The organism is Pseudarthrobacter sp. 902506025 (genome assembly GCF_040702325.1).
Taxonomy (GTDB): domain Bacteria; phylum Actinomycetota; class Actinomycetes; order Actinomycetales; family Micrococcaceae; genus Arthrobacter.
This window is the reverse complement of the sequence record NZ_JBFBKW010000007.1, coordinates 76,065-96,554: the sequence shown is the minus strand read 5'-3', so window position 1 is coordinate 96,554 and position 20,490 is coordinate 76,065. Positions and strand designations below refer to the sequence as shown.

Sequence of the window (20,490 nt, the reverse complement as noted above, 5' to 3'; positions counted from 1 at the left end):
TTCCTTGGGCACCAGGTTGTACAGACGAGTCTGGCCGTGGCACCGGAAACCTCACAAGACCATGCGCGTTAAGCCTGTGTAAATTCGCTGTCCGCCACCAAAAGAGAAGCGGCAGGCCACCTGCGAAAGGTGGCCTGCCGCCGTCGTCATGCCTGCTCCGGGAGGGCGCGTCAGTCGTTGATGAGGTCGTTCACCACGATGGTCTGGTCGCGGTCCGGGCCAACGCCGATCGCGGAGAACCGGGTTCCGGAGAGCTTCTCCAGCGCCAGCACGTAGTTGCGGGCATTCTCGGGGAGGTCCGCCAGCGTCCGGGCTCCCGTGATGTCCTCGGTCCAGCCGTCAAAGTACTCGAAGATCGGCTTCGCGTGGTGGAACTCGGTCTGCGTCATGGGCATCTCGTCATGCCGGACACCGTCGACGTCGTAGGCCACGCACACCGGGATCTGCTCGATGCCGGTCAGGACGTCCAGCTTGGTGACGAAGTAGTCCGTGAAACCGTTCACGCGGGAAGCGTGCCGCGCCAGGACGGCGTCGTACCAGCCGCAGCGGCGCGGGCGGCCGGTGTTGACGCCGAATTCGCCGCCGGTCTTCTGCAGGTACATGCCCATCTCATCGAAAAGTTCGGTGGGGAACGGGCCGGCACCAACGCGGGTGGTGTAGGCCTTGATGATGCCGATGGAACGCGAAATCCGGGTGGGGCCGATGCCGGAACCCACCGAGGCGCCCCCGGCGGTGGGGTTGGAAGAGGTCACGAACGGGTAGGTGCCGTGGTCCACGTCCAGGAACGTTGCCTGGCCGCCCTCCATCAGGACTACCTTGCCCTCGTCCAGCGCCGAGTTAAGGACCAGGGTGCTGTCGATGACCAGCGGGCGGAGCCGCTCGGCGAAGGACAGGAAGTACTCCACGATCTCGTCAACCACAACGCTGCGGCGGTTGTAGACCTTGACCAGGAGTTCGTTCTTCTGGCGCAGCGAGCCTTCCACCTTCTGGCGCAGGATCGATTCGTCGAAGACGTCCTGGACGCGGATGCCCAGCCGGGCCACCTTGTCCATGTAGGCGGGGCCGATGCCGCGGCCGGTGGTGCCAATGGCACGGCTGCCCAGGAAGCGCTCGGTCACCTTGTCCAGCACCTGGTGGTACGGGGCCACCAGGTGGGCGTTGGCGGAGACCCGCAGTTTTGAGGTGTCGGCGCCGCGCGCCTGGAGTCCGTCGATTTCCTGGAAGAGTGCCTCCAGGTTCACCACGCAGCCGTTGCCGATGATGGGAACGGCGTTGGGGCTGAGAATGCCTGCCGGCAGCAGCTTGAGTTCGTACTTTTCACCGCCTACGACGACGGTGTGCCCGGCGTTGTTGCCGCCGTTGGGCTTGACGACGTAGTCAACACGGCCGCCCAGCAGGTCGGTGGCCTTGCCTTTTCCTTCGTCGCCCCACTGGGCTCCTACGATCACAATTGCTGGCATGGGATCCTCCCCCATTCGTTCGGACTGCCCGGGCCGGCCACCAGGTGGCGGGCCCATGCAGCGCCGTTCATGAGAATGCCCCGAACATACCGGCCTTCGCACAGCCGCAGCACGGCGCAGCGAAGCAAGAGTTCCGGGGCTCTTACCACCCAAGTTTAGCCGATGGGGCACTTTGTCCACTGTTGTGGCCCGCCGCCTATTCGTCCTCCGCCTCCCCGGCGGGCCGGGACGTCTGTTCGGCGAGCCTGTTCCAGAAGGAGGTGTCGGCGTCGGCAATGGACCCGTCCGCGATGGCCGCGGCCGTGGAGGTCAGCGTGGTGACGGTCTGCTTGATCAGGTAGCCGTTGCTGCGCTGTCCGAGTGCATAGCCGTCCAAATAGTGGTCCGACATGCCGCGCATCTCGAAGAGCAGGGTGGCGATGCCGTACTCCACGGAGATGCCGTTGCGGCTGATGGTTTCGGCACTGCCGCCCTGGTACTTGCCCAGGTGTCCCCAGCCGGTGGAGTCGACGTTGTTGAACACCACGGCGCCGAGCTGCTTGGATTTTTCGACGACGGCGGGGTCGGCGTTGGGGGTGGTGGGGTACAGGATGGAGCCCGACACCAGCTTGCCGTCACGCTCGGCCCGGGTTCCCTGGTGGTGCAGGTCGATCATGTAGTCGATCCGGTATTTGCGCATGACGTTGTTGTGCAGCGCCTGGGTCTCCGGCTGGACCTTGGCCACGTGGTCGCGGTTCAGGTCCACACCCTCGGCGTTGTAGCGGGTGAGGTGCCGGTCCCCCTTTGCGAGGTAATTGTCCAGGGAGAAGTTCACGTCGCCCATGGCGCCGTCCGCATTGAGCATGGGCACCACCAGGATGTTCACGCCTTTGAGGATGTCCGCGGATTTGCCGGTCCCCAGGTGCTTGATGAACTCCATGGCGCCCTCGGTGGTGAGCTGCTCGTTGCCGTGCTGCTGGGTCAGGTACAGGATGGTGGGCTTGGCGGGGTCCGAAATGTACTTGACCAAGTGGATGTCGCGCCCCTTGACCGTCTGCCCGATGACCTCCAGCTCCATTGCCGGCTGGCGGGCATCCTGGTCCTTCAGGAACGAGACCATCTGTTCGTACGTGGCGAGCTTGGACGTGGTGATCTGGCCGTTGCCGTCGTAGGTGGGGCCTTCGCCCACAGCGTGTGCCAGCGGGGCAGGTCCTGCTACGACGGCCAGCGCCAGGGCTCCGGAGACGGCGAGGGTCCTGAAATTTGCCAGGGGTTTCTTCACAGTGCGTTACCTCTTTCGAGTGCATCGGGGTGCCGTTAGCCAGCTTCGTCGCGGCGGCGGCATGTGACCTCAGCCAACCAAGCTTAACGAAACCTGTCAATAACCTGAACAAAAGCTGTAAGTATGCTGCTGCCCGCTGGGAAACGGCAGGAAAGCCGCCGGGCAGCCCGTCGCGACATAAAGCGGAGCAGACTTGCCCCGGGGCAGGCATCTGGATTTATGTGAGAGTGAACCATCCGGAGCGGCCGAGAGACCTGGCTCGATGACGCCGCAGCAACCACGGTCCAGCAGGATTCCTGCCGGCCGAAGGTGCTACTGCCAGGACCGATGGAAAGGAAGATTCCAGCATGTCCCTGAACACCGACCACATCCGCGTCACCCACGCGGGATCCTTGCCCCGCACCCCCGAACTCATCGCGGCCAACGCAGCCAAGGAAAGCGACGGCGTCACCCCTGAATTCCTGGAACTCCTGGAGGCCTCCGTGGTGGAGGTGGTCCAGCGCCAGAAGGACCTCGGCATCGACATCCCCAACGACGGCGAATACGGGCACACGATGTCCAGCTCCGTGGACTACGGCGCCTGGTGGAACTACTCCTTTGCACGGCTGGGCGGCCTGGAGCCAACCAACGTGGACCGCTGGGCCGATGCCCAGGTGCACCGCTCCTCGCCCGGCAACATTGTCCTGACCTCATTCCCCGACCGGCGCGACCGGCAGGCGTTTAACGAGGCCTACAACGACCCCTCCTCGGGCATCCTGTCCCACCGCAAGAGCGTGACCCAGCCCAAGATCGCCGGACCCCTGACCTACACGGGCCAGGACCTGGTGGCATCGGACATCAGGAACCTGAAGACCGGCCTCGCAGCCGCCGGGTTGTCGGACGGCTTCGTAGCATCCCTCTCCCCCGGCTCCTGCGCCCGCGTGGCCAACGAGTACTACAAGTCGGATGAGGAACTTGTCTACGCCTGCGCCGATGCCATGCGGGAGGAGTACAAGGCGATCATCGATGCCGGCCTCACCGTGCAGCTCGATGATCCGTCCCTGGCCGAGAGCTGGGACCAGATCAATCCCGAGCCCAGCCTGGAGGACTACCTGAAGTTCATCCAGCTGCGCGTCGAGGCCACCAACTGGGCCCTCCGCGACCTGCCCCAGGAACAGATCCGGCTGCACGTCTGCTGGGGTTCCTGGCACGGTCCGCACACCACGGACATCCCCTTCGCCGACATCATCGGATCGGTGCTGCAGGTGAACGCCGGCGCCTACTCCTTCGAGGCAGCCAACGTCCGCCACGAACACGAATGGCGGGTATGGGAGGACACCAAGCTCCCCGAGGGCAAGGTGATCATCCCGGGCATCGTCTCGCACGCCACCAACGTGGTGGAACACCCGGACTTGGTGGCAGACCGCATTGTCCGCTTTGCCGACGTCGTGGGCCGTGAGAATGTCATCGCCTCCACCGACTGCGGCCTGGGCGGCCGGGTCCACCCGCAGATCGCCTTCGCCAAGCTGGAGGCCCTCGGCGAGGGCGCCCGCCGGGCCACCAGCCGCCTCTGGTAGCTGCAAGAGGCGACGCGGGAACCCGCCGGTTCCGTGCCCTGGCTGAGTCAGGTGCACGGGACCGGCGTTTCGTTTCCCGGGGCTTGCTAAACTGGGTAAGGCCGACCAGGAATCGGCCCACCCCAATCAACCGCCGCTGATGTGTCGCGCCCCCGCGTGCCCGTTTCCGTGGCGGCAGCAACGCCAATCCCCGCAGGAGAACCAGCACTTCATGACAGCCCTGGCACCCGAAACATTCCACGAACAGCTCATGAGCCGCCGCTACGACCCCAGCGTTGCTGCCGTTAACGAGCTCTGCGATTCCCTGCGGGAGACCAAGCCCGGAACCGTGGTCCCTTATGTGGATCCCATGCACGACGTGGAGGAATGCCGCATCATCAGCCTGTTCTCCAACATTGGCGAGGCGGACCCGTCCGGGTTCATCACGGCCGGGGACCAGGACGCCGCGACCCGCATGCTGGGACTGCAGTGGAAGCTGGGCCTGCGCCCCGAGTTCGTGATGCCGTGGAACGTCCACCCCTGGCACGTTCCCGGTGAGCCCAACGGCAAGTTCACTCCCGACCAGATCCAGGCAGGCCTGAAGCCGCTGCTGAAGTTCCTGGCCCTGGTGCCCCGTGCCTCCGTCATCGTGGCGCACGGAACCGAAGCCAACCGGTTGGCCAACGCACTCCTGAAGACCGAAGTTCCGCTGCTGTGGCGCCGTGGCCTGAAGACCTACAAGGTGCGCTCCCTGAGCGGCCGCGCCTTCGCCGGTTCCCCCGCTCGCCAGGAGGAGTACCTCGAGGACATGCGCGCGGCCTACGCCGACGCCATGGCACGCACCGGCATCGCCAAGCCTTAAGCGACCGACGGCGGGTGGTTACCTTTCCAGGAAAGGTAACCACCCGCCGTCGTTGTTTAAGCGCAAAGGACTAAAACTTGCCCTCGATCGCTGCCTTCGCCGTGGGGTCCGAGTCGTTGAGGAACTTTTCGATCCGCTCCGGCTCGTCAGCCTCGCCGATGGCAGAGGAAGCCCTGCCCAGGGAATAGAGGGCCCGCAGGAATCCGCGGTTGGGCTCGTGCTCCCACGGGATGGGCCCGACGCCGCGCCAGCCGTTGCGGCGCAGCGAGTCCAGGCCGCGGTGGTAGCCGACGCGGGAGTAGGCGTAGGAATCGATGATCCGGCCCTCCGCCCATGCTTCTTCGGCGAGCACAGCCCAGAGCAGCGAGGACGTGGGGTGCTTGGCCACCAGGTCCAATGCCTCGTGGCCGGCCTCCAACTGCCCGTGCACCTCGGTTTCGGCAGGCAGGAGCGTGGGCTCCGGCCCCATCAGGTTCCGGCGGAACTCGTCCGACATCTAGAAGGTCTTTCCGGCCGAACCGAGCTGCTTGGTGGCTTCCACCACGCGGGCTGCCAAGCCGGCTTCGGCGGAGGCGCCCCAGACGCGGGGGTCGTAGGTCTTCTTGTTGCCCACTTCGCCGTCAACCTTCAGGACGCCGTCGTAGTTCTTGAACATGTGGTCAGCCACCGGACGCGTGTAGGCGTACTGGGTGTCGGTGTCGATGTTCATCTTGATCACGCCGTAGGAAACGGCGTCGGCGATCTCCTGGTCGGAGGAGCCGGAGCCGCCGTGGAACACGAGGTCGAACGGGTTGTCCTTGCCGATCTTTGCACCCACCTGGGCCTGGATGTCCTTGAGGATCTCCGGGCGCAGCTTGACGCCGCCGGGCTTGTAGACGCCGTGCACGTTGCCGAACGTCAGGGCGGTGATGTAGCGGCCGTTTTCACCGGCGCCGAGGGCGTCGATGGTGGCCAGGGCGTCCTCGACCGTGGTGTAGAGCTTGTCGTTGATGGCGTTCTCCACGCCGTCTTCCTCGCCGCCGACGGTGCCGATCTCCACCTCGAGGATCATCTTGGCGGCAGCGGTGCGGGCCAGCAGGTCACGGGCGATCTTCAGGTTCTCCTGCAGGGTCTCTGCGGAGCCGTCCCACATGTGGGAGTTGAACAGCGGGTTGCGGCCGGCCTTGACTTCAGCCTCGGACGCTTCCAGCAGCGGCAGGACAAAGCCGTCCAGCTTGTCCTTGGGGCAGTGGTCCGTGTGCAGGGCGATGTTGACACCGTAGTTCTTGGCCACCTCGCGGGCGAAGGCAGCGAAGCCCAGGGAACCGGCCACCATGTCCTTGGTGGAGGCACCTGACCAGTAGGCGGCACCGCCGGTGGAAACCTGCACGATGCCGTCGGACTCTGCCTCGGCGAAGCCACGCAGTGCCGCGTTCAGCGTCTGCGAGGACGTGACGTTGACGGCGGGGAAGGCGAATCCGCCCGCCTTCGCGCGGTCGATCATCTCGGCGTAGATCTCTGGGGTTGCAATGGGCATGCTGGCTCCTCTGCTGAGTTTCGTCTGTGGGTGGATGACCCTCAAATAGACCGCTTACGGCTTGGCACCATCCTAGCCATTCCCGGGCTGCCAGGGTGTTTCGGGTCACCTGTCGGTAATACTCACACGTGCTGGTTGAAGACGTGCCGGCGGATCCAGGCGTGCATGGCTATAGCCGCGGCGGAGGCGGCGTTGATGGAGCGGGTGGAGCCGAACTGCTCGATGGACAGGGTGGCGGCGGCCGCCTGGTGGACTTCCGGGGTCAGGCCCGGGCCCTCCTGCCCGAACACCAGCACGCAGTCGCGCGGCAGTTCGTACGTCTCCAGGGGCACCGAGTCCGGGAAGATGTCGATCCCGATGATCGCCAGCCCCTCCCCCTGCGCCCACTGGACGAAGTCCTCCACGGTGGGGTGGTGGCGAACGTGCTGGTAGCGGTCGGTGACCATGGCGCCGCGCCGGTTCCACCGCCGTCGGCCGATGATGTGTACTTCCTTGGCGAGGAAGGCGTTGGCGGTGCGCACCACGGTGCCGATGTTCAGGTCGTGCTGCCAGTTTTCAATGGCCACGTGGAAGTTGTGCCGCCGGGAGTCCAGCTCCGCGACGATCGCCTCGTGCTTCCAGTAGCGGTATTTGTCCAGGACGTTGCGCCGGTCGCCGTCCGCCAGCAGGTCAGGGTCCCAGTGGTCGCCTTCCGGCAGTTCCCCTTCCCAGGGCCCGACGCCGACCTCCGCCTTTGCGGGTCCGGCCTCCCCGGGCTGGTGGTCGGGTTCGTCTGTCATGCCGGGCGTTTGGTTCACCCTTCAACACTAGACTGGACTCTTCGGGCAATCATCACAGGCGGAGGCAGGGCATGGCAGACGAGGACCAGGTAGCAGGCAACCCGGCGGTATACCGGAGCGGCCAGGAGATTGAGTGCTGGCTGACGGACATGGACGGCGTCCTGGTCCATGAAAACCAGCCCATCCCCGGGGCGGCTGAGCTGATCCAGCGCTGGGTGGACACCTCAAAGCGCTTCCTCGTGCTGACCAACAACTCCATCTTCACGCCCCGCGACCTCGCCGCACGCCTGCGCGCTTCCGGACTGGAGATCCCCGAGGAGAACATTTGGACCTCCGCCCTGGCCACCGCCCAGTTCCTGAAGGACCAGGTGTCTGCCGGTGGCTCGGAATCGGGCAACCGCGCCTACACCATCGGCGAAGCAGGGCTGACGACGGCGCTGCACGAGGCCGGCTTCATCCTCACCGACCAGAGCCCGGACTTCGTGGTCCTCGGCGAGACGCGCACGTACTCTTTTGAGGCAATCACCACGGCCATCCGCCTGATCCTGGCCGGTGCGCGGTTCATCGCCACCAACCCGGATGCCACCGGCCCCTCCAAGGACGGCCCCATGCCGGCCACGGGTGCCATCGCGGCCCTGATCACCAAGGCCACCGGCCGCGAACCGTACATTGTGGGCAAGCCGAACCCCATGATGTTCCGGTCGGCCATGAACCAGATCGATGCACACTCCGAGACCACCGCCATGATCGGTGACCGGATGGACACGGACATCATCGCCGGCATGGAGGCAGGCCTGCACACCGTCCTGGTCCTCAGCGGCATCACGCACAAGGACGACATCGCCGCGTACCCCTTCCGGCCCAACCAGGTGCTGAATTCGGTGGCGGACCTGAAGAACCAGATCTAGAAGATGCTGACCCGGGAGCCGCCCCGGGGCAGCGGGAAGTACTCGTCCAGCAGTTCCGTGACCAGGGGCCGGTAGATCTGCGGGTTCCAGCCGGGGCTGGCGTGGGCGGGCGCCGCACCCGTGGTCTGCAGGTTGCTGGAGACCATGTTGTCCTTGAACACCACCGCCCAGGTTTCGGCCGCGGTCTCATAGTCAACAGTGCCGTCTTTGGGGTTGCCGATATAGGCCATCTTGGCTGTTCCGAGGTGGCCGGCGAACTGGCTTCCCTCGAAGTGGTAGATGTAGGCGGACTCCGTTTGGACCAGGACGTTGGACGGGGCAATGGGTGAGAGCTGCTCCAGCGTCTGGTTCAGGATCTGGCGCCAGCTCCGTTCGTCCTTGTGGATGATCCGCTCCCCCAGTTCATACCCGCCGCGCAGGGTGGAGGGGAACCTGACGCCGCTCTCGTAGAGGAACACCACGCCGTCGAACCAGCTTTGGTCCAGGACGTCATGGGCGCTGTAGGGGCTGGAGTCCAGGAGGATGAACTGCACCTGGACGCCCTGCAGGGCCAGGAGCCGGGCCGCCACCTGGGTGGCGAGCATGCCGCCGAAGCTGTGCCCGTAAAAGAAGAGCTTGGTGATCTTCTCGGCAGTGATGTAGTCGGTGATCGCGTTGACCACCTCAGTGATGTTGAGCCCCAGGTTGGAATATCCGACGGCGGCGAGCCGGGCGCGCTTGTTCAGTGCGCCCCTGAGCGTGTTCAGGATCCACTGCGCTTCTTCCCAGCTGGTCTTGTACCCGGGGAACAGGAACCAGCTTGCGTCCGGGTAGTAGGCATCGGCGAAGTCGTCCGCAATGGTCAGGATCCTGGTAGTCCGGCGCTGCGACTGCACTTCACGGGTCATCAGCATGTCCGCCGCCAGCAGCCCGGAGGCGCCGGCCCCGGCCAGGAACGTACGCCGCGAAAAGCGTTTGAGGGCAGCCGCTTCCGCCAGCAGCCGGGCATCGGAGACCCCTCGCCGGCTCTGTGGATTAACTTCCCCCTCATACGGCACACTCCTACCGTAAGCCCCGGGAAAGTCACCACGGCAACCGCGGATGTTAACGTTCGGTGACGCTGAGCGTCAACTGGCGGCCTGCCCCTCCGTGGCCGGGAAGGGCGCCTGCGGTTCCTGCTGGCGGCGAAGGATCTCCAGGCCAATGTCGTTATAGCGGCCCAGCAGGTCAGCGCCGTCGGTGGCGTCCGGGTTATCCAGCAGGGCAAAAGCGGAGTCGCTGGCGTGCAGCAGTTCCTGCTCCGTGTATTCCGTCAGCGGACGGCCATACAGCCCTTCGATCCACATCACCGGCAACTGGGGGTACTCACCTGCGAACTCACCGCCGGGGAAAAGCTCCCTGATGTCATCATCCACCAGGAGCGGGCGGAGGCTGGAGGCGTCCCATTGTGCCCAGTCGTGCGCCGCGGGGGTGAGCTGAAGGGACACCCCGGCGGAGGGGACGCCCGGCAGGGACGTGGTGTCCATGGCGTTGAGGTCGCCGCGGAGACCTGCCAGCGCGGATGATTCGACAAGTTCAGCCTGCGAGAGATCGACGCAGATACGGCAGCGGATGCCCATCCTCCGGACGCGGCGGATGATGTGGACCAGTTCAGCACGGGAATCGTGGTGAAGGGCTCCCCGGACTTCAATCCGGACGATGTCCGCGGGGACATCAAGGTTAACGAGTGCGTCTAGCGCGCGGTCCATAGGTACTCCAAAAGAGGTTCTATGGCCGACGGCTCAACCTCCGCTAGCGTAACCCTCACCGGGCCTCCGCACAACCTGCCTTCAGGCCCGCCGACCCTGGCCGACTTTGCCCGGTTCCTGGTAGTGGGTACGCGCTCCGGCGGTGCCGCCCACCGAATCCACCAGCGACTTGGCGATGTCCCGGAGTTTGGTGTTGCTGTTGCTGGACGCCTCGGTGAGGATTTCGACGGCCGCTTCCTGGCTGCACCGGTTCTGCGCCATGACGATGCCGATGGCGATATCGATGATGGTCCTCGACTCCAGCGTGGCCCGCAGGTTCGTCGCACTGTCTGCGTGCAGCGAGAACCGGACAGCCAGCCGGAGTGCTTCGGAAATTTCCCGGGTGAAGTCCCGCGCCCTGTCCGCCGCCCGGCCGTCAAACTTGCGCGGGGCGTCGGAGTAAAGGTTCAGCGCGGCCTTGGCCTCCCCCTGCAGGTTGAACGGCAGCGACAGCACCGAACGCAACCCGTGGGAGGCAACGGCAGCCGCATAGTCCGGCCCCCACCGGTCCTCCTGCAAGAGGTCCGGTACGTAGACTTCGCGCTCTTCCTGCGCCGCGGACAAGCACGGACCCTGGGCGAGGGAATACTGGATTTCATCCACTTCCCGCGCCGTTTCGCTGCTCCAGCCGATGGTGGCTGCCTTGCGGTCGCGGAGCAGCGTGATGCCGCACAGGGCGTCGTCGCCGTCGCCTGCCATCTGGTGCGCGGAGAAGCGTGCCAACTCGTTGAGGAAGTCCTCGAAATCGGCGCTTTCCAGGATGAGGTTCTGGACTTGGTCCGTCGCGCTCAAAGGCTGTTGTGGGGGGAGCAAAATACAGGATCTCCAAGCAACTGAAAGGTGTTAACGCAAATAATAAATCAGCCACCAGCGGCGGGCCAACACCGGTCCCCCAGGTGTCCCGGAGCCGGCCGCCGGGGCCGGCCCCGTCACGGGACTAGTCCAGGCCCAGCTCGTCCTTGCCGAATGCGAACAGGTAGGGAACGCCGGTTTCGGCTTCGATCTTTTCCTTGGCGCCGGTATCGCGGTCCACGATCACGGCCACTGCCACGACGTTGCCGCCGGCTTTCCGGACGCCTTCCACTGCGGTCAGCGCGGAGCCGCCTGTGGTGGACGTGTCTTCCAGGACCAGCACCTTGCGGCCCTCAACGGACGGCCCTTCCACCTGGCGGCCCATGCCGTAGGACTTCTGGGCCTTCCGGACCACGAACGCGTCAACTGTCCGGCCGGCGTCAGCGGCAGCGTGCATCACTGCAGTGCCAACGGGGTCGGCACCCATGGTGAGCCCGCCGGCGCACTCGAAGTCGATGCCGGCGTCGTCCGCCAGTGCCAGCATTACCTGGCCCACCAGCTTTGACGCCTCATGGTGCAGGGTGATGCGGCGCAGGTCGATGTAGTAATCGGCCTCGGCTCCGCTGGAGAGGATCACCTTGCCGCGGACCACGGCAAGTTCCTTGATCAGTTCGAGCAGTCGGGCGCGGGCAGCCGCGGTGTCTACCGCAGTGTCAGTGGGCGAAGTCATGGCCCCAAGTTTAGTGGGTGGCGGGACGGTGAGCGGGCGGGCGAAGCCGGGCGCGTGCTCGGGGCGCGGCCCGATCGCAATGACCCGGGGCAGGACACGCTTGACCACGGGGTTGTGGCGGAGGATGAAGAAAAGCAGGCGCTGGATGGAGAACGGCTTCCGGTCCCCCACCCGGGCCAGCATGTCGCCGGACAGTGTGCCCGCGAAGAGCGGAACGAACACCACCCGGTGCATGACCCGCTGCACCGCCTGGACCAGCACCGTGGGCATGCGGCGGCGGCGCTGGATCGAAGCAAGGGTCCTGGTCCGCACGCGCCCTTGGCGCAAATCAGGGGCCAGGCGTTCCGCGGCTGCCACCGCGTCCTGGATGGCCAGGTTGATGCCCACCCCGCCCGCGGGGGACATCGCGTGCGCGGCGTCCCCAATGCAGAGAAAACCGTCGACGTACCAGCGCCGCAGCCGGTTCAGCCTGACGTCCAGCCAGTGCAGGTCCGCCAGGCTGCGGATGGAATCAACGCGGTCGGCGAGGTCGGGGCGCAGCGCTGCCACCCGCTGGCGGAAGTGTTCCACGCCGTCTTCCCGGATTTTGGCATCCGAGCCCTTGGGGGCCAGGTATCCCATCTGGTAGTAGTCGGTGCGGTTGAGGGCGATCAGGGCATCGCGGTCCCCCAGGGCGGGGACCACCCCGGCGACTTCGCCGCGCTCGGCGGCGCGGCGCGGGATTTTGAACCACCAGGTGTCAAAGGGCACCGGGTACTCCTTCGCCCGCATCCCGGCCGCCTGTCGCAGCACTGAATGCCTGCCGTCCGCGGCCACTACGACGTCGGCGTGCAGCACCTGCTCCGGGCCCTCCGCGCCGCCGGCGGTGGACCGGAAGCGCACTCCGGTGACGCGTCCGCCGTCGAACTCCAGGCCGGTGGCTTCCGTTTCCATGAGCAGGGTGAACGTCGGTTCCGCGGCGGCGGCCGAGGCGAGGAAATCCAGGAAGTCCCACTGGGGCATCATGGCCACGTAGTTGTACGGGGGCTTCAGGGAGTCAAAAGCCGCCAGCGTGACCAGCCCGCTGCCGGGGACCGGGACAGCGACGTTGCTCAGCCTGCTCTGCGGGAGGGCCCGGAATCCGGCGCCCAGGCCCAGTTCGTCGATCAGCCGGATGGTGGACGCATGCACGGTGTCGCCACGGAAATCCCGCAGGAAATCACGGTGCTTTTCCAGGACTGCCACATGCACTCCTGCCCGTGCCAGCAGCAGCCCCAGCATCATTCCTGCAGGGCCCCCGCCCACCACGGCGCATCCCGTCCGCTCCATGCACCTAAGCTACGCCGCCCAGGGCCTGCCCGGAACAGTTGAGGGTTGTTGACAGCGCTGGCTAGGCTGGACACCATGCGCGAACTCCAGGCCAAGATCATTGAAGAAATGGGCGTGCAGCCCCGGATCGACCCCGCAGGGGAGGTGCGCAAACGCGTCACATTCCTCAAGGAATACTTGAAGGCCACCCACACCAAAGGCTTTGTCCTGGGCATCTCCGGCGGACTTGATTCCTCGCTCGCCGGAAGACTGGCCCAGCTGGCGGTTGATGAGCTTGAGGCCGAGGGCGTAGAGGCCAACTTCGTTGCAGTCCGCCTGCCCTACGGCGTGCAGCACGATGAGGAAGACGCCCAGGCGGCGCTGGACTTCATCAAGGCCAAGACCGAATGGACGTTCAACATCTCGGCGGCGGTGGATGGCTTCGAGGACGAGTTCGAGAAGACCGTGGGCTCGGAGATCTCCGACTTCCACAAGGGAAACACCAAGGCCCGCACCCGGATGATCGCCCAGTATGCGCTGGCCGGCGAGTTCAACTACCTGGTGCTCGGCACCGACCATGGCGCGGAGTCCGTCACGGGCTTCTTCACCAAGTACGGCGACGGCGGGGCTGACATCCTTCCCCTGTTCGGCCTCAACAAGCGGCAGAACCGGGCCCTCCTGGCGGAACTGGGTGCACCAGCGCGCGTGTGGGAAAAGGTGCCCACGGCGGACCTGCTCGACGACCGGCCGGGCCGCACCGACGAGGACGAACTGGGCATCAGCTACGACCAGATCGACGACTACCTCGAAGGCCGCGAGGTGCCGGACGCGGTGGCCGAATCCATCGAGCAGAAGTACCTCCGGACCCGCCACAAGCGCACCGTGCCGGTGACCATCTTTGACACGTGGTGGAAGGGCGAAGGGCCCGTGGAGCCCCGCGCCGGGCTCTAGGCAGGAATTCCCCACCCTTTGGGGTACGACGGCGGGTGTCACCGGACAGGTGGACCCGCCGTCGTCGTATCCCGGCACAGCCGTGGCGGCTCAGCGGGCCCGGCGCCCGCCGTCGGCGCGTCCGCCCAGCTGCTGTGTAATCCTGTGGGCCTCCGCCATCAGCAGGCCACCCAGCTCCTCCTGCCGTTCGGCCTTGAACCGCGGTTCAATGCCGGTCAGTGACAACGCCCAGGCCGGCCGTCCTGAACGGTCGAACACCGCCGCGCCCATCCCCCAGCTTCCCTCCAGGACCAGCCCCGGGTTCACCGAGTAGCCGGCCAGCCTGGTGCGGGCAAGGTTCTTCCGGACCAGGTCAGCCGTGTGGTTCACCGCGAAGGCCCCCGCATGCTCCGGCCACCGGCCCAGCAACTCTTCCTGCTCATTCGTTGGCAGGAAGGCCAGGATGGCTGTCCCGGCTGACGCGACGCCCAGCGGGAAGCGGACGCCCTCATGCAGGACAAAAGACCGGACAGGGAAGCTGCCCTCCTCCCGCAGGAGGCACACCGTCTCATTGCCCCGGCGGATGGAGAAGAAGGCGCTCTCCCCCGTGGCCTGGGCCAGCCGGCGCAGGCTGGGCCGGGCGATGTCCTCCATGGGAAACCGTGCCGAGGCCACCGATCCCATCAGGAGAATTTCCGGACCCAGGACCCAATTGCCCGTGACGGGATCATGGTCCAGCAAGCCCTCCGCGGCGAGCGATGTCAGGAGCCTGTGGGCCGTTGGGCGCGTGAGGCCTGATTCCCGGACCAGGGCCGCGAGGGGCATCCCCTCCGCGCCGCGGCCCACCAGCCGCAGCAGTTCGGCGATCCGTGCCACCACCTGGGCACCCTGCACCGGCGTCGATGCCATCACTTCCCCTTTGTCCACAATATGGATGCTTTTCGCCCTACTGTCCATACTGTAAGGCACAAACGAGTGATTCTTGACACGTTCTGCCGGGCGCCCGTAGTCTCCAAACTCAGATCCCAAGCGTCCACTAAGTGGACTACCGCGCTCAACGAGGAGACGTCATGAAGAAACTCCAGGCTTCTGCCGCCACGGCCCTGGAAGGGTCCCTGCAGGACGGCATCACCCTCGCCGTCGGCGGGTTCGGCTTGAGCGGCATCCCGGCCGACCTCATCGAAGCCGTCCGGGATTCCGGCGTGCGGGACCTCACCGTGGTTTCCAACAACATGGGCGTGGACAGCAAGGGGCTGGGCATCCTCATCGAGGCGGGCCAGGTCCGCAAGGTGATCGCCTCCTACGTTGGGGAAAACAAGCTGTTCGCCGAGCAGTACCTCGCCGGCAAGCTGGAGGTGGAGTTCACCCCGCAGGGCACCCTGGCTGAGCGCCTCCGCGCCGGCGGCGCCGGAATCCCGGCTTTCTACACCAAGACCGGGGTGGGCACCCTGGTGGCCGAAGGCAAGCCGCACGAGGTCTTCGATGGTGCAACGTACGTCCAGGAGCGGGCCATCCGCGCCGACGTCGCACTGGTCCACGCCCACACCGCGGACACGGATGGCAACCTCGTCTACCGCTACACGGCCCGCAACTTCAACCCGGTGGTGGCCACCGCCGGGATCCTGACCGTTGCCGAGGCGGAAGTGATCGTGGAGCCCGGCGTCCTGGACCCGAACCACATCGCCACTCCGGGCGTCTTTGTCCAGCGGCTGGTGCAGGCCACGGACCGGGTCAAGGACATCGAGCAGCGCACGGTCCGGCAGCGCACCGGCCTTGTCCCGGCCTGACCGAACCCACGCCAGCCCCTGAAACACAGCACTCAATGGAGAGAAACACCCTCATGACCAGCACGCAGACCACCCACCAGGACGTCCGCCAGAAGGGTTTGGCCCGGATGGCGGAAACGCTGGCCGGGTGGACGCAGAAGTGGTTCCCGGACGCCTATATCTTTGCCCTGGCGGGCGTGCTGCTGGTGGCCATCGCGGCCCTGGCCATCGGCGCCTCACCCAAGGCTGTGGTCGATTCGTTCGGCAACGGGTTCTGGGACCTCACGGCCTTCACTTTGCAGATGGCCATGGTGGTACTGACCGGCTACGTCGTGGCAACCTCGCCGCCCGTGGCCAGGCTGATTGAGCGGCTGGCCCAGGTTCCCGGCTCCGCCCGCTCCGCCGTCAGCTTCGTGGCGGTCCTGTCCATGTCCGTCTCGTTCGTGAACTGGGGCCTGAGCCTGATCTTCGGCGGCCTCCTGGCGCGGGCCGTGGCCCGGCGCAAGGACCTGCACGTGGACTACCGGGCACTGGGCGCCGCGGCCTTCATGGGGCTGGGTGCCGTCTGGGCCCTGGGCATGTCCTCCTCCGCCGCCCAGCTACAGGCAACCAAGGCCTCCATTCCGCCGGCGCTGCTGAAGATCACCGGCGTCCTGGATTTCGGGACCACCATTTTCACCTGGCAGTCCCTGCTGACCCTGGCCATCCTGATGCTGCTGACCACGGTCATCGCGCACTTCTCGGCCCCGACGGGAGCCGGCGTGAAGACGGCGGCCGATCTCGGCGTCGACCTTGATGACCAGCCCGAACCGCCGGCCGAAAAGTCCCGGCCCGGCGAATGGCTGGAATACAGCAGGGTCCTGCCCATCCTGGCCGGCGTGCTGACCTTGGGCTGGCTGGTGTCCCAGCTGCTGACCCTGCCCATCCTCAGCGTGGTCAGTTCACTCAACGGATACCTGCTGGTCTTCCTGATGCTGGGGCTGGTGCTGCACGGCACCCCGCGCAAATTCCTGCAGTCGGTCACCAAGGCCGTACCCGCCACGGCAGGAATCCTGGTGCAGTTTCCGCTGTATGCAGCGATGGCCGCCATCCTCACCAAGGCCCAGGGGGCCGGTGGCCTGTCGGTGTCCGAACACCTGGCACACTTCTTCACCAGCATCGGCGGCAACGGGGCATTCGCCGTCATCATCGCCATCTATACGGCCATCCTGGGCATGTTCGTCCCGTCCGGCGGCGGAAAGTGGCTGGTGGAGGCGCCCTACGTCATGCAGTCCGCCACGGACGTGAACATGAACCTTGGCTGGACCGTGCAGATCTACAACATGGCCGAGGCCCTGCCCAACCTCGTCAACCCGTTCTTCATGCTCCCGCTGCTCGCGGTGCTGGGCCTGCGGGCCCGGGACCTGGTGGGCTTCACGTTCCAGCAGTTCCTGTTCCACCTGCCGGTGGTGCTGCTGCTCGCGTGGCTGCTGGGCATGACGTTCGAGTTCGTGCCGCCGGTAATACCCAACTAAGTCAACGGGAACAGCTACAAGACCAAGGAGAAACCCCATGGGATGGACCAGGGATGAAATGGCTGCCATCGCGGCCGAGGAACTGAACGACGGCGACTACGTGAACCTGGGGATCGGCATCCCCACGCTGGTGGCCAACAACCTGCCCGACGGCGTGCGGGTGGTCCTGCAGAGCGAGAACGGCCTGCTGGGCATGGGCCCCTTCCCCTACGAGGGCGAGGAGGACGCGGACCTGATCAACGCCGGCAAGCAGACCGTCACGGTCCTGCCCGGCGGCAGCATCTTCGATTCCGCCACCTCGTTCGGCATGATCCGCGGCGGACACGTCAAGGTGGCCATCCTGGGCGCCATGCAGGTCTCCGGCAACGGCGACCTGGCCAACTGGACCATCCCGGGAAAGATGGTTAAAGGCATGGGCGGCGCCATGGACCTGGTGGCCGGGACCCCGCGCGTCGTGGTCCTCACCGAGCACAACGCCAAGGACGGCAGCGCAAAGATTGTGCGCGAGTGCACGCTGCCGCTGACCGGGCTCAGCTGCGTGGACCGGATCATCAGCGACCTCGCCGTCTTCGATCTGCACAAGGCGGACGACGGCGGCCGGCAGCTCACCCTGATCCGGCTGGCTCCGGGGGTCACCGTGGACGAGATCCGGGAAAAGACCGAAGCCGGCTTTGAGGTCCGGCTCGAGAATGAGGAAGTGGCGGCATGAGCCTGAAGGAACAGTTCGGCAAGGATGTCCTGCTCACCGGCTGGGGACACAGCCGGTTCGGCAAGCTGACGGAGGAGACCCTCGAGTCCCTGATCGTCCAGGTGGCCACCGAAGCGATCGGCACAGCCGGAATCGACCCCGGGCAGATCGACGAGATCTACGTGGGCCAGTTCAACTCCGGCATGATGCCGCTGGCGTTCCCGTCCTCGCTGGCCCTGCAGGTCTCCCCGGCCCTGGCCAACGTGCCCTCCACCCGGGTGGAGAACGCCTGCGCCTCGGGGTCGGCCGCCTTCCAGCAGGGCACCAAGTCGCTGCTGGCCGGCACCGCGAAAACCGTCCTGGTGATCGGTGCCGAGAAGATGACCCACGCCGGTGCAGACGTGGTGGGCGCTGCCCTGCTCGGCGCTGACTATGACATGGCCGGCAAGCCCTCCACCACCGGCTTCACCGGACTTTTCGCCGAGGTCGCGAAGCACTACGAAAAGCGGTACGGACCTGTTTCCGACGTACTGGGCAGCATCGCGGCCAAGAACCACCGCAACGGTGTGGACAACCCGTATGCCCAGCTCCGGAAGGATCTTGGCGAGGAATTCTGCCGCACCGTCTCGGACAAGAACCCCATGGTGGCGGACCCGCTGCGCCGCACCGACTGTTCGCCCGTCTCCGATGGTGCCGCCGCCGTCGTGCTGTCCGTCTCCCCCACCGCCGGCGCCACCGCCCCGGTCCGGCTCGCAGGCTTCGGCCAGGCCAACGACTTTTTCCCCGCCGAGCGCCGGGACCCCACCGCCTTCGCCGCCACCCGTGCCTCCTGGCAGCGCGCCATGGCGATGGCGGGCGTCGGCCTGGCGGACCTGGACTTCGCCGAGGTGCATGACTGCTTCACCATCGCCGAGCTGCTCATGTACGAGGCCATCGGCCTGGCCGAACCCGGCCAGGGGGCCAGGGCAGTAAACGAAGGCTGGGTCTTCAAGGACGGCAAGCTTCCCATCAACGTCTCCGGCGGCCTGAAGGCCAAGGGCCACCCGGTGGGTGCCACCGGCGTTTCCCAGCACGTCATCGCCGCCATGCAGCTCACCGGTACTGCGGGCGACATGCAGCTCCCGGCGCCACGGCGGGCGGCTGTGCAGAACATGGGCGGCGTGGGCATCGCGAACTATGTGAGCGTGCTGGAAGCGGTCTGAGCTGACAGCCCGCTGAATCTCCCCGGATTCAAAGCCCGACGGCGGCGCGTCGCACCAAGAGTGCGGCGCGCCGCCGTCGTTAACCGGCAAAGGTGGGCAAGCCCGGCGGTCCGGCACCCCGACCGGCTAACCCTGGCCGCGTATCACGGCGGCTATCCCTGAAAAGCCGAGCCGCTCAGCGTTCTGCAGCGCCGTCCGGCCTTCCGGGTCGCGGATTCCGGGGTCTGCGCCGGCCGCCAGCAGCAGCCGCACCACCTCCTGCTGGCGCGGGCCGCCGTCGTTGAGCAGGATGGCCTCCTGCATGGCGGTCCAGCCAAGGTTGTTGACATGGTTGACAGGCACTCCGGCGTTGATGAGGATCGTCACTGTTTCCACGTGTCCGTGCTCGCTGGCCGGGATCAACGCCGTCCCCCCGTAGCGGTTGGTGCTGGTGACGTCTGCCCCGGAGGCCAGCGTCAGCTGCAGGACGTCGTTGAGCCCTTCAGCTCCGGCGAACAGGAACGCAGAATCCTGGATAGGGTCCTTGGCGTTGACGTTGCCACCCCGGCCGATGAGTTCGGCCACCAACGCGGCGTTGTTGGCTTTGGCGGCCACGATAAGGTCCTGGTCCAGCCTTGCCTGGTCCGCGGGCGTCAGCGCCGGTGGGGACGCAGAGGAGGGCGGCGCGGGCGTCCCGGCACCGGGGCTGACCGAGGCAACGGGCGGCGGGGTATCCACTCCCTGCGGCTGGCCGGGACTGGCCTGGCACGCGGCCAGGAGCAACCCCAGCGCGGCCACGGTCATGAGTGCTGCGGTGCTGCCGGGCCTCAACGCGTCCAGCCTATTTCGCGGCGCCGGCGATGGCCTCCGCGCCTGCCGCCGCGCAGGCTTCATCCAGGGCGCCGTCAGGGGCCCCGCCGACGCCGATGCCGGCCACGGAGACACCGTTGACCTTCAGTGGAACACCGCCTGCGAGAAACAGGGTGCCCGGCAGATCCGCGATGGAGGGACCGTTGCCGTTGACGCGCCTGGCCAACTCGCTGGTGGGGGCACCGAACGCGGCTGCCGTATAGGCCTTCTGCTTTGCCGCTTCGATGGTGTGGGCGGCGGCGTTGTCACCCCGGAGCAAGGCCTGGACAGTACCAAAGCGGTCAACGAGGGCCACCGTGACGAACGGTATCTTGTCGGCCTGGCACTTCGCGAGCGCCGCCGTGACGGCCTGGGCCGAGGCGCCGGCGGCAATGCGGTTTTGCTGCACCACCGTTTCCGGAGCCGGCTGGACATCAACGGCAGGTACGACGACGGGTGCTTCCGTAGTGCCCGCGGTACCGGCGTTGGCGGCAGCCGTTGCTCCGGCAGTGATCATGAGGGCTCCGGCTGCGGCGGCGGCGAGGGCTTTGGTGGACTTCTTCAAGGTGTTTCCTTAGGTCAGGGAGGGATCGTGTTGCCGCTATCCATGCTTTCGGGAAACACCGGACCTGGCATCGGGCCTTCGTCTGGTCCCGGCTCCGACGA

Annotated in this window: 20 protein-coding genes, 1 pseudogene and 1 riboswitch; of the genes and pseudogenes, 8 read left to right on the top strand and 13 right to left on the bottom strand. The window is 66.3% G+C overall.

Going from position 1 to position 20,490, the window contains the following annotated elements; all coding sequences use genetic code 11:
- Positions 1-170 precede the first annotated feature (170 nt).
- A complete protein-coding gene (locus tag AB0280_RS14020; protein ID WP_175319083.1) occupies positions 171-1,460 on the bottom strand; it encodes an adenylosuccinate synthase in 1,290 nt (429 codons plus the stop codon).
- Between the two features lie 196 nt (positions 1,461-1,656).
- A complete protein-coding gene (locus AB0280_RS14015) occupies positions 1,657-2,721 on the bottom strand; it encodes a M14 family zinc carboxypeptidase (RefSeq protein ID WP_366367557.1) in 1,065 nt (354 codons plus the stop codon).
- 229 nt (positions 2,722-2,950) lie between these two features.
- A riboswitch (SAM riboswitch) is annotated at positions 2,951-3,055 on the top strand.
- A 13-nt stretch (positions 3,056-3,068) separates the two neighbouring features.
- On the opposite strand from AB0280_RS14015, the gene AB0280_RS14010 reads away from it, so the two are divergent.
- Together AB0280_RS14010 and AB0280_RS14005 are read left to right on the top strand one after the other, a co-directional pair.
- Positions 3,069-4,277: a cobalamin-independent methionine synthase II family protein gene (locus AB0280_RS14010; protein ID WP_366367555.1), complete on the top strand. Its 1,209-nt coding sequence runs from the start codon at positions 3,069-3,071 to the stop codon at positions 4,275-4,277.
- A gap of 211 nt (positions 4,278-4,488) precedes the next feature.
- A complete protein-coding gene (locus AB0280_RS14005) occupies positions 4,489-5,118 on the top strand; it encodes a uracil-DNA glycosylase (RefSeq protein WP_275180994.1) in 630 nt (209 codons plus the stop codon).
- A 70-nt stretch (positions 5,119-5,188) separates the two neighbouring features.
- Here the strand turns inward: AB0280_RS14005 and AB0280_RS14000 are convergent, their stop codons facing one another.
- The 3 genes from AB0280_RS14000 to AB0280_RS13990 all read right to left on the bottom strand — a co-directional run bounded on the left by AB0280_RS14000 (position 5,189) and on the right by AB0280_RS13990 (position 7,413).
- Positions 5,189-5,614 carry a DUF3151 domain-containing protein gene (locus AB0280_RS14000; protein WP_224024709.1) on the bottom strand — a complete coding sequence of 142 codons (426 nt, stop codon included), beginning with the start codon at positions 5,612-5,614 and terminating at the stop codon, positions 5,189-5,191.
- Entirely contained in the window at positions 5,615-6,634 is a 1,020-nt protein-coding gene (fbaA, locus tag AB0280_RS13995; protein ID WP_141158310.1) for a class II fructose-bisphosphate aldolase, read from the bottom strand.
- 122 nt (positions 6,635-6,756) lie between these two features.
- On the bottom strand, positions 6,757-7,413 hold the full coding sequence (locus tag AB0280_RS13990; protein WP_236560896.1) for a TrmH family RNA methyltransferase: 657 nt from the start codon (positions 7,411-7,413) through the stop codon (positions 6,757-6,759).
- A gap of 71 nt (positions 7,414-7,484) precedes the next feature.
- Between AB0280_RS13990 and AB0280_RS13985 the strand changes: the two genes are divergently transcribed.
- Complete coding sequence (locus AB0280_RS13985) at positions 7,485-8,321, top strand: HAD-IIA family hydrolase (protein WP_159633566.1); 837 nt, start codon at positions 7,485-7,487, stop codon at positions 8,319-8,321.
- Here the strand turns inward: AB0280_RS13985 and AB0280_RS13980 are convergent.
- The 5 genes and pseudogenes from AB0280_RS13980 to AB0280_RS13960 all read right to left on the bottom strand — a co-directional run.
- The gene (locus AB0280_RS13980; protein ID WP_159633569.1) at positions 8,318-9,358 is read right to left on the bottom strand and encodes a thioesterase domain-containing protein; all 1,041 of its coding nucleotides are present in this window, start codon (positions 9,356-9,358) and stop codon (positions 8,318-8,320) included. The two genes, AB0280_RS13985 and AB0280_RS13980, sit on opposite strands and share 4 nt — an antisense overlap.
- A 69-nt stretch (positions 9,359-9,427) precedes the next feature.
- The gene (locus AB0280_RS13975) at positions 9,428-10,048 is read right to left on the bottom strand and encodes a hypothetical protein (RefSeq protein ID WP_307487774.1); all 621 of its coding nucleotides are present in this window, start codon (positions 10,046-10,048) and stop codon (positions 9,428-9,430) included.
- An 81-nt stretch (positions 10,049-10,129) separates the two neighbouring features.
- Positions 10,130-10,879: a GAF and ANTAR domain-containing protein gene (locus AB0280_RS13970; RefSeq protein WP_307487772.1), complete on the bottom strand. Its 750-nt coding sequence runs from the start codon at positions 10,877-10,879 to the stop codon at positions 10,130-10,132.
- Positions 10,880-11,024: 145 nt separating this feature from the next.
- Positions 11,025-11,609 (bottom strand): orotate phosphoribosyltransferase, encoded by a 585-nt coding sequence (pyrE, locus tag AB0280_RS13965; RefSeq protein ID WP_200830744.1) that lies wholly within the window; start codon positions 11,607-11,609, stop codon positions 11,025-11,027.
- Between the two features lie 48 nt (positions 11,610-11,657).
- Positions 11,658-12,917, bottom strand: a pseudogene (locus AB0280_RS13960) (FAD-dependent oxidoreductase); the annotation flags it as partial.
- A gap of 75 nt (positions 12,918-12,992) precedes the next feature.
- Between AB0280_RS13960 and nadE the strand changes: the two are divergent.
- Positions 12,993-13,847 carry an ammonia-dependent NAD(+) synthetase gene (gene nadE / locus AB0280_RS13955; RefSeq protein WP_159633581.1) on the top strand — a complete coding sequence of 285 codons (855 nt, stop codon included), beginning with the start codon at positions 12,993-12,995 and terminating at the stop codon, positions 13,845-13,847.
- A gap of 90 nt (positions 13,848-13,937) precedes the next feature.
- On the opposite strand, the gene AB0280_RS13950 is transcribed toward nadE, so the two are convergent.
- Entirely contained in the window at positions 13,938-14,735 is a 798-nt protein-coding gene (locus AB0280_RS13950) for an IclR family transcriptional regulator (protein WP_307487770.1), read from the bottom strand.
- A gap of 161 nt (positions 14,736-14,896) precedes the next feature.
- On the opposite strand from AB0280_RS13950, the gene AB0280_RS13945 reads away from it, so the two are divergent.
- The 4 genes from AB0280_RS13945 to AB0280_RS13930 are packed head-to-tail and all read left to right on the top strand — an operon-like array spanning position 14,897 to position 18,996.
- Positions 14,897-15,613, top strand: a complete 717-nt coding sequence (locus AB0280_RS13945) for a CoA transferase subunit A (RefSeq protein ID WP_307487767.1) — start codon at positions 14,897-14,899, stop codon at positions 15,611-15,613.
- 53 nt (positions 15,614-15,666) lie between these two features.
- Positions 15,667-17,106: a short-chain fatty acid transporter gene (locus AB0280_RS13940; RefSeq protein WP_224024697.1), complete on the top strand. Its 1,440-nt coding sequence runs from the start codon at positions 15,667-15,669 to the stop codon at positions 17,104-17,106.
- A 37-nt stretch (positions 17,107-17,143) separates the two neighbouring features.
- Positions 17,144-17,815: a CoA transferase subunit B gene (locus AB0280_RS13935; RefSeq protein ID WP_275180997.1), complete on the top strand. Its 672-nt coding sequence runs from the start codon at positions 17,144-17,146 to the stop codon at positions 17,813-17,815.
- Positions 17,812-18,996, top strand: coding sequence for an acetyl-CoA acetyltransferase (locus AB0280_RS13930; RefSeq protein WP_275180998.1), 1,185 nt, complete (start codon positions 17,812-17,814; stop codon positions 18,994-18,996). Before AB0280_RS13935 ends, AB0280_RS13930 begins: the two co-directional genes overlap by 4 nt.
- 126 nt (positions 18,997-19,122) lie before the next feature.
- Here the strand turns inward: AB0280_RS13930 and AB0280_RS13925 are convergent, their stop codons facing one another.
- Together AB0280_RS13925 and AB0280_RS13920 are read right to left on the bottom strand one after the other, a co-directional pair.
- A complete protein-coding gene (locus tag AB0280_RS13925) occupies positions 19,123-19,806 on the bottom strand; it encodes an ankyrin repeat domain-containing protein (RefSeq protein ID WP_307487762.1) in 684 nt (227 codons plus the stop codon).
- 10 nt (positions 19,807-19,816) lie between these two features.
- A complete protein-coding gene (locus AB0280_RS13920; protein WP_275181000.1) occupies positions 19,817-20,389 on the bottom strand; it encodes a GlcG/HbpS family heme-binding protein in 573 nt (190 codons plus the stop codon).
- Positions 20,390-20,490: the final 101 nt, after the last annotated feature.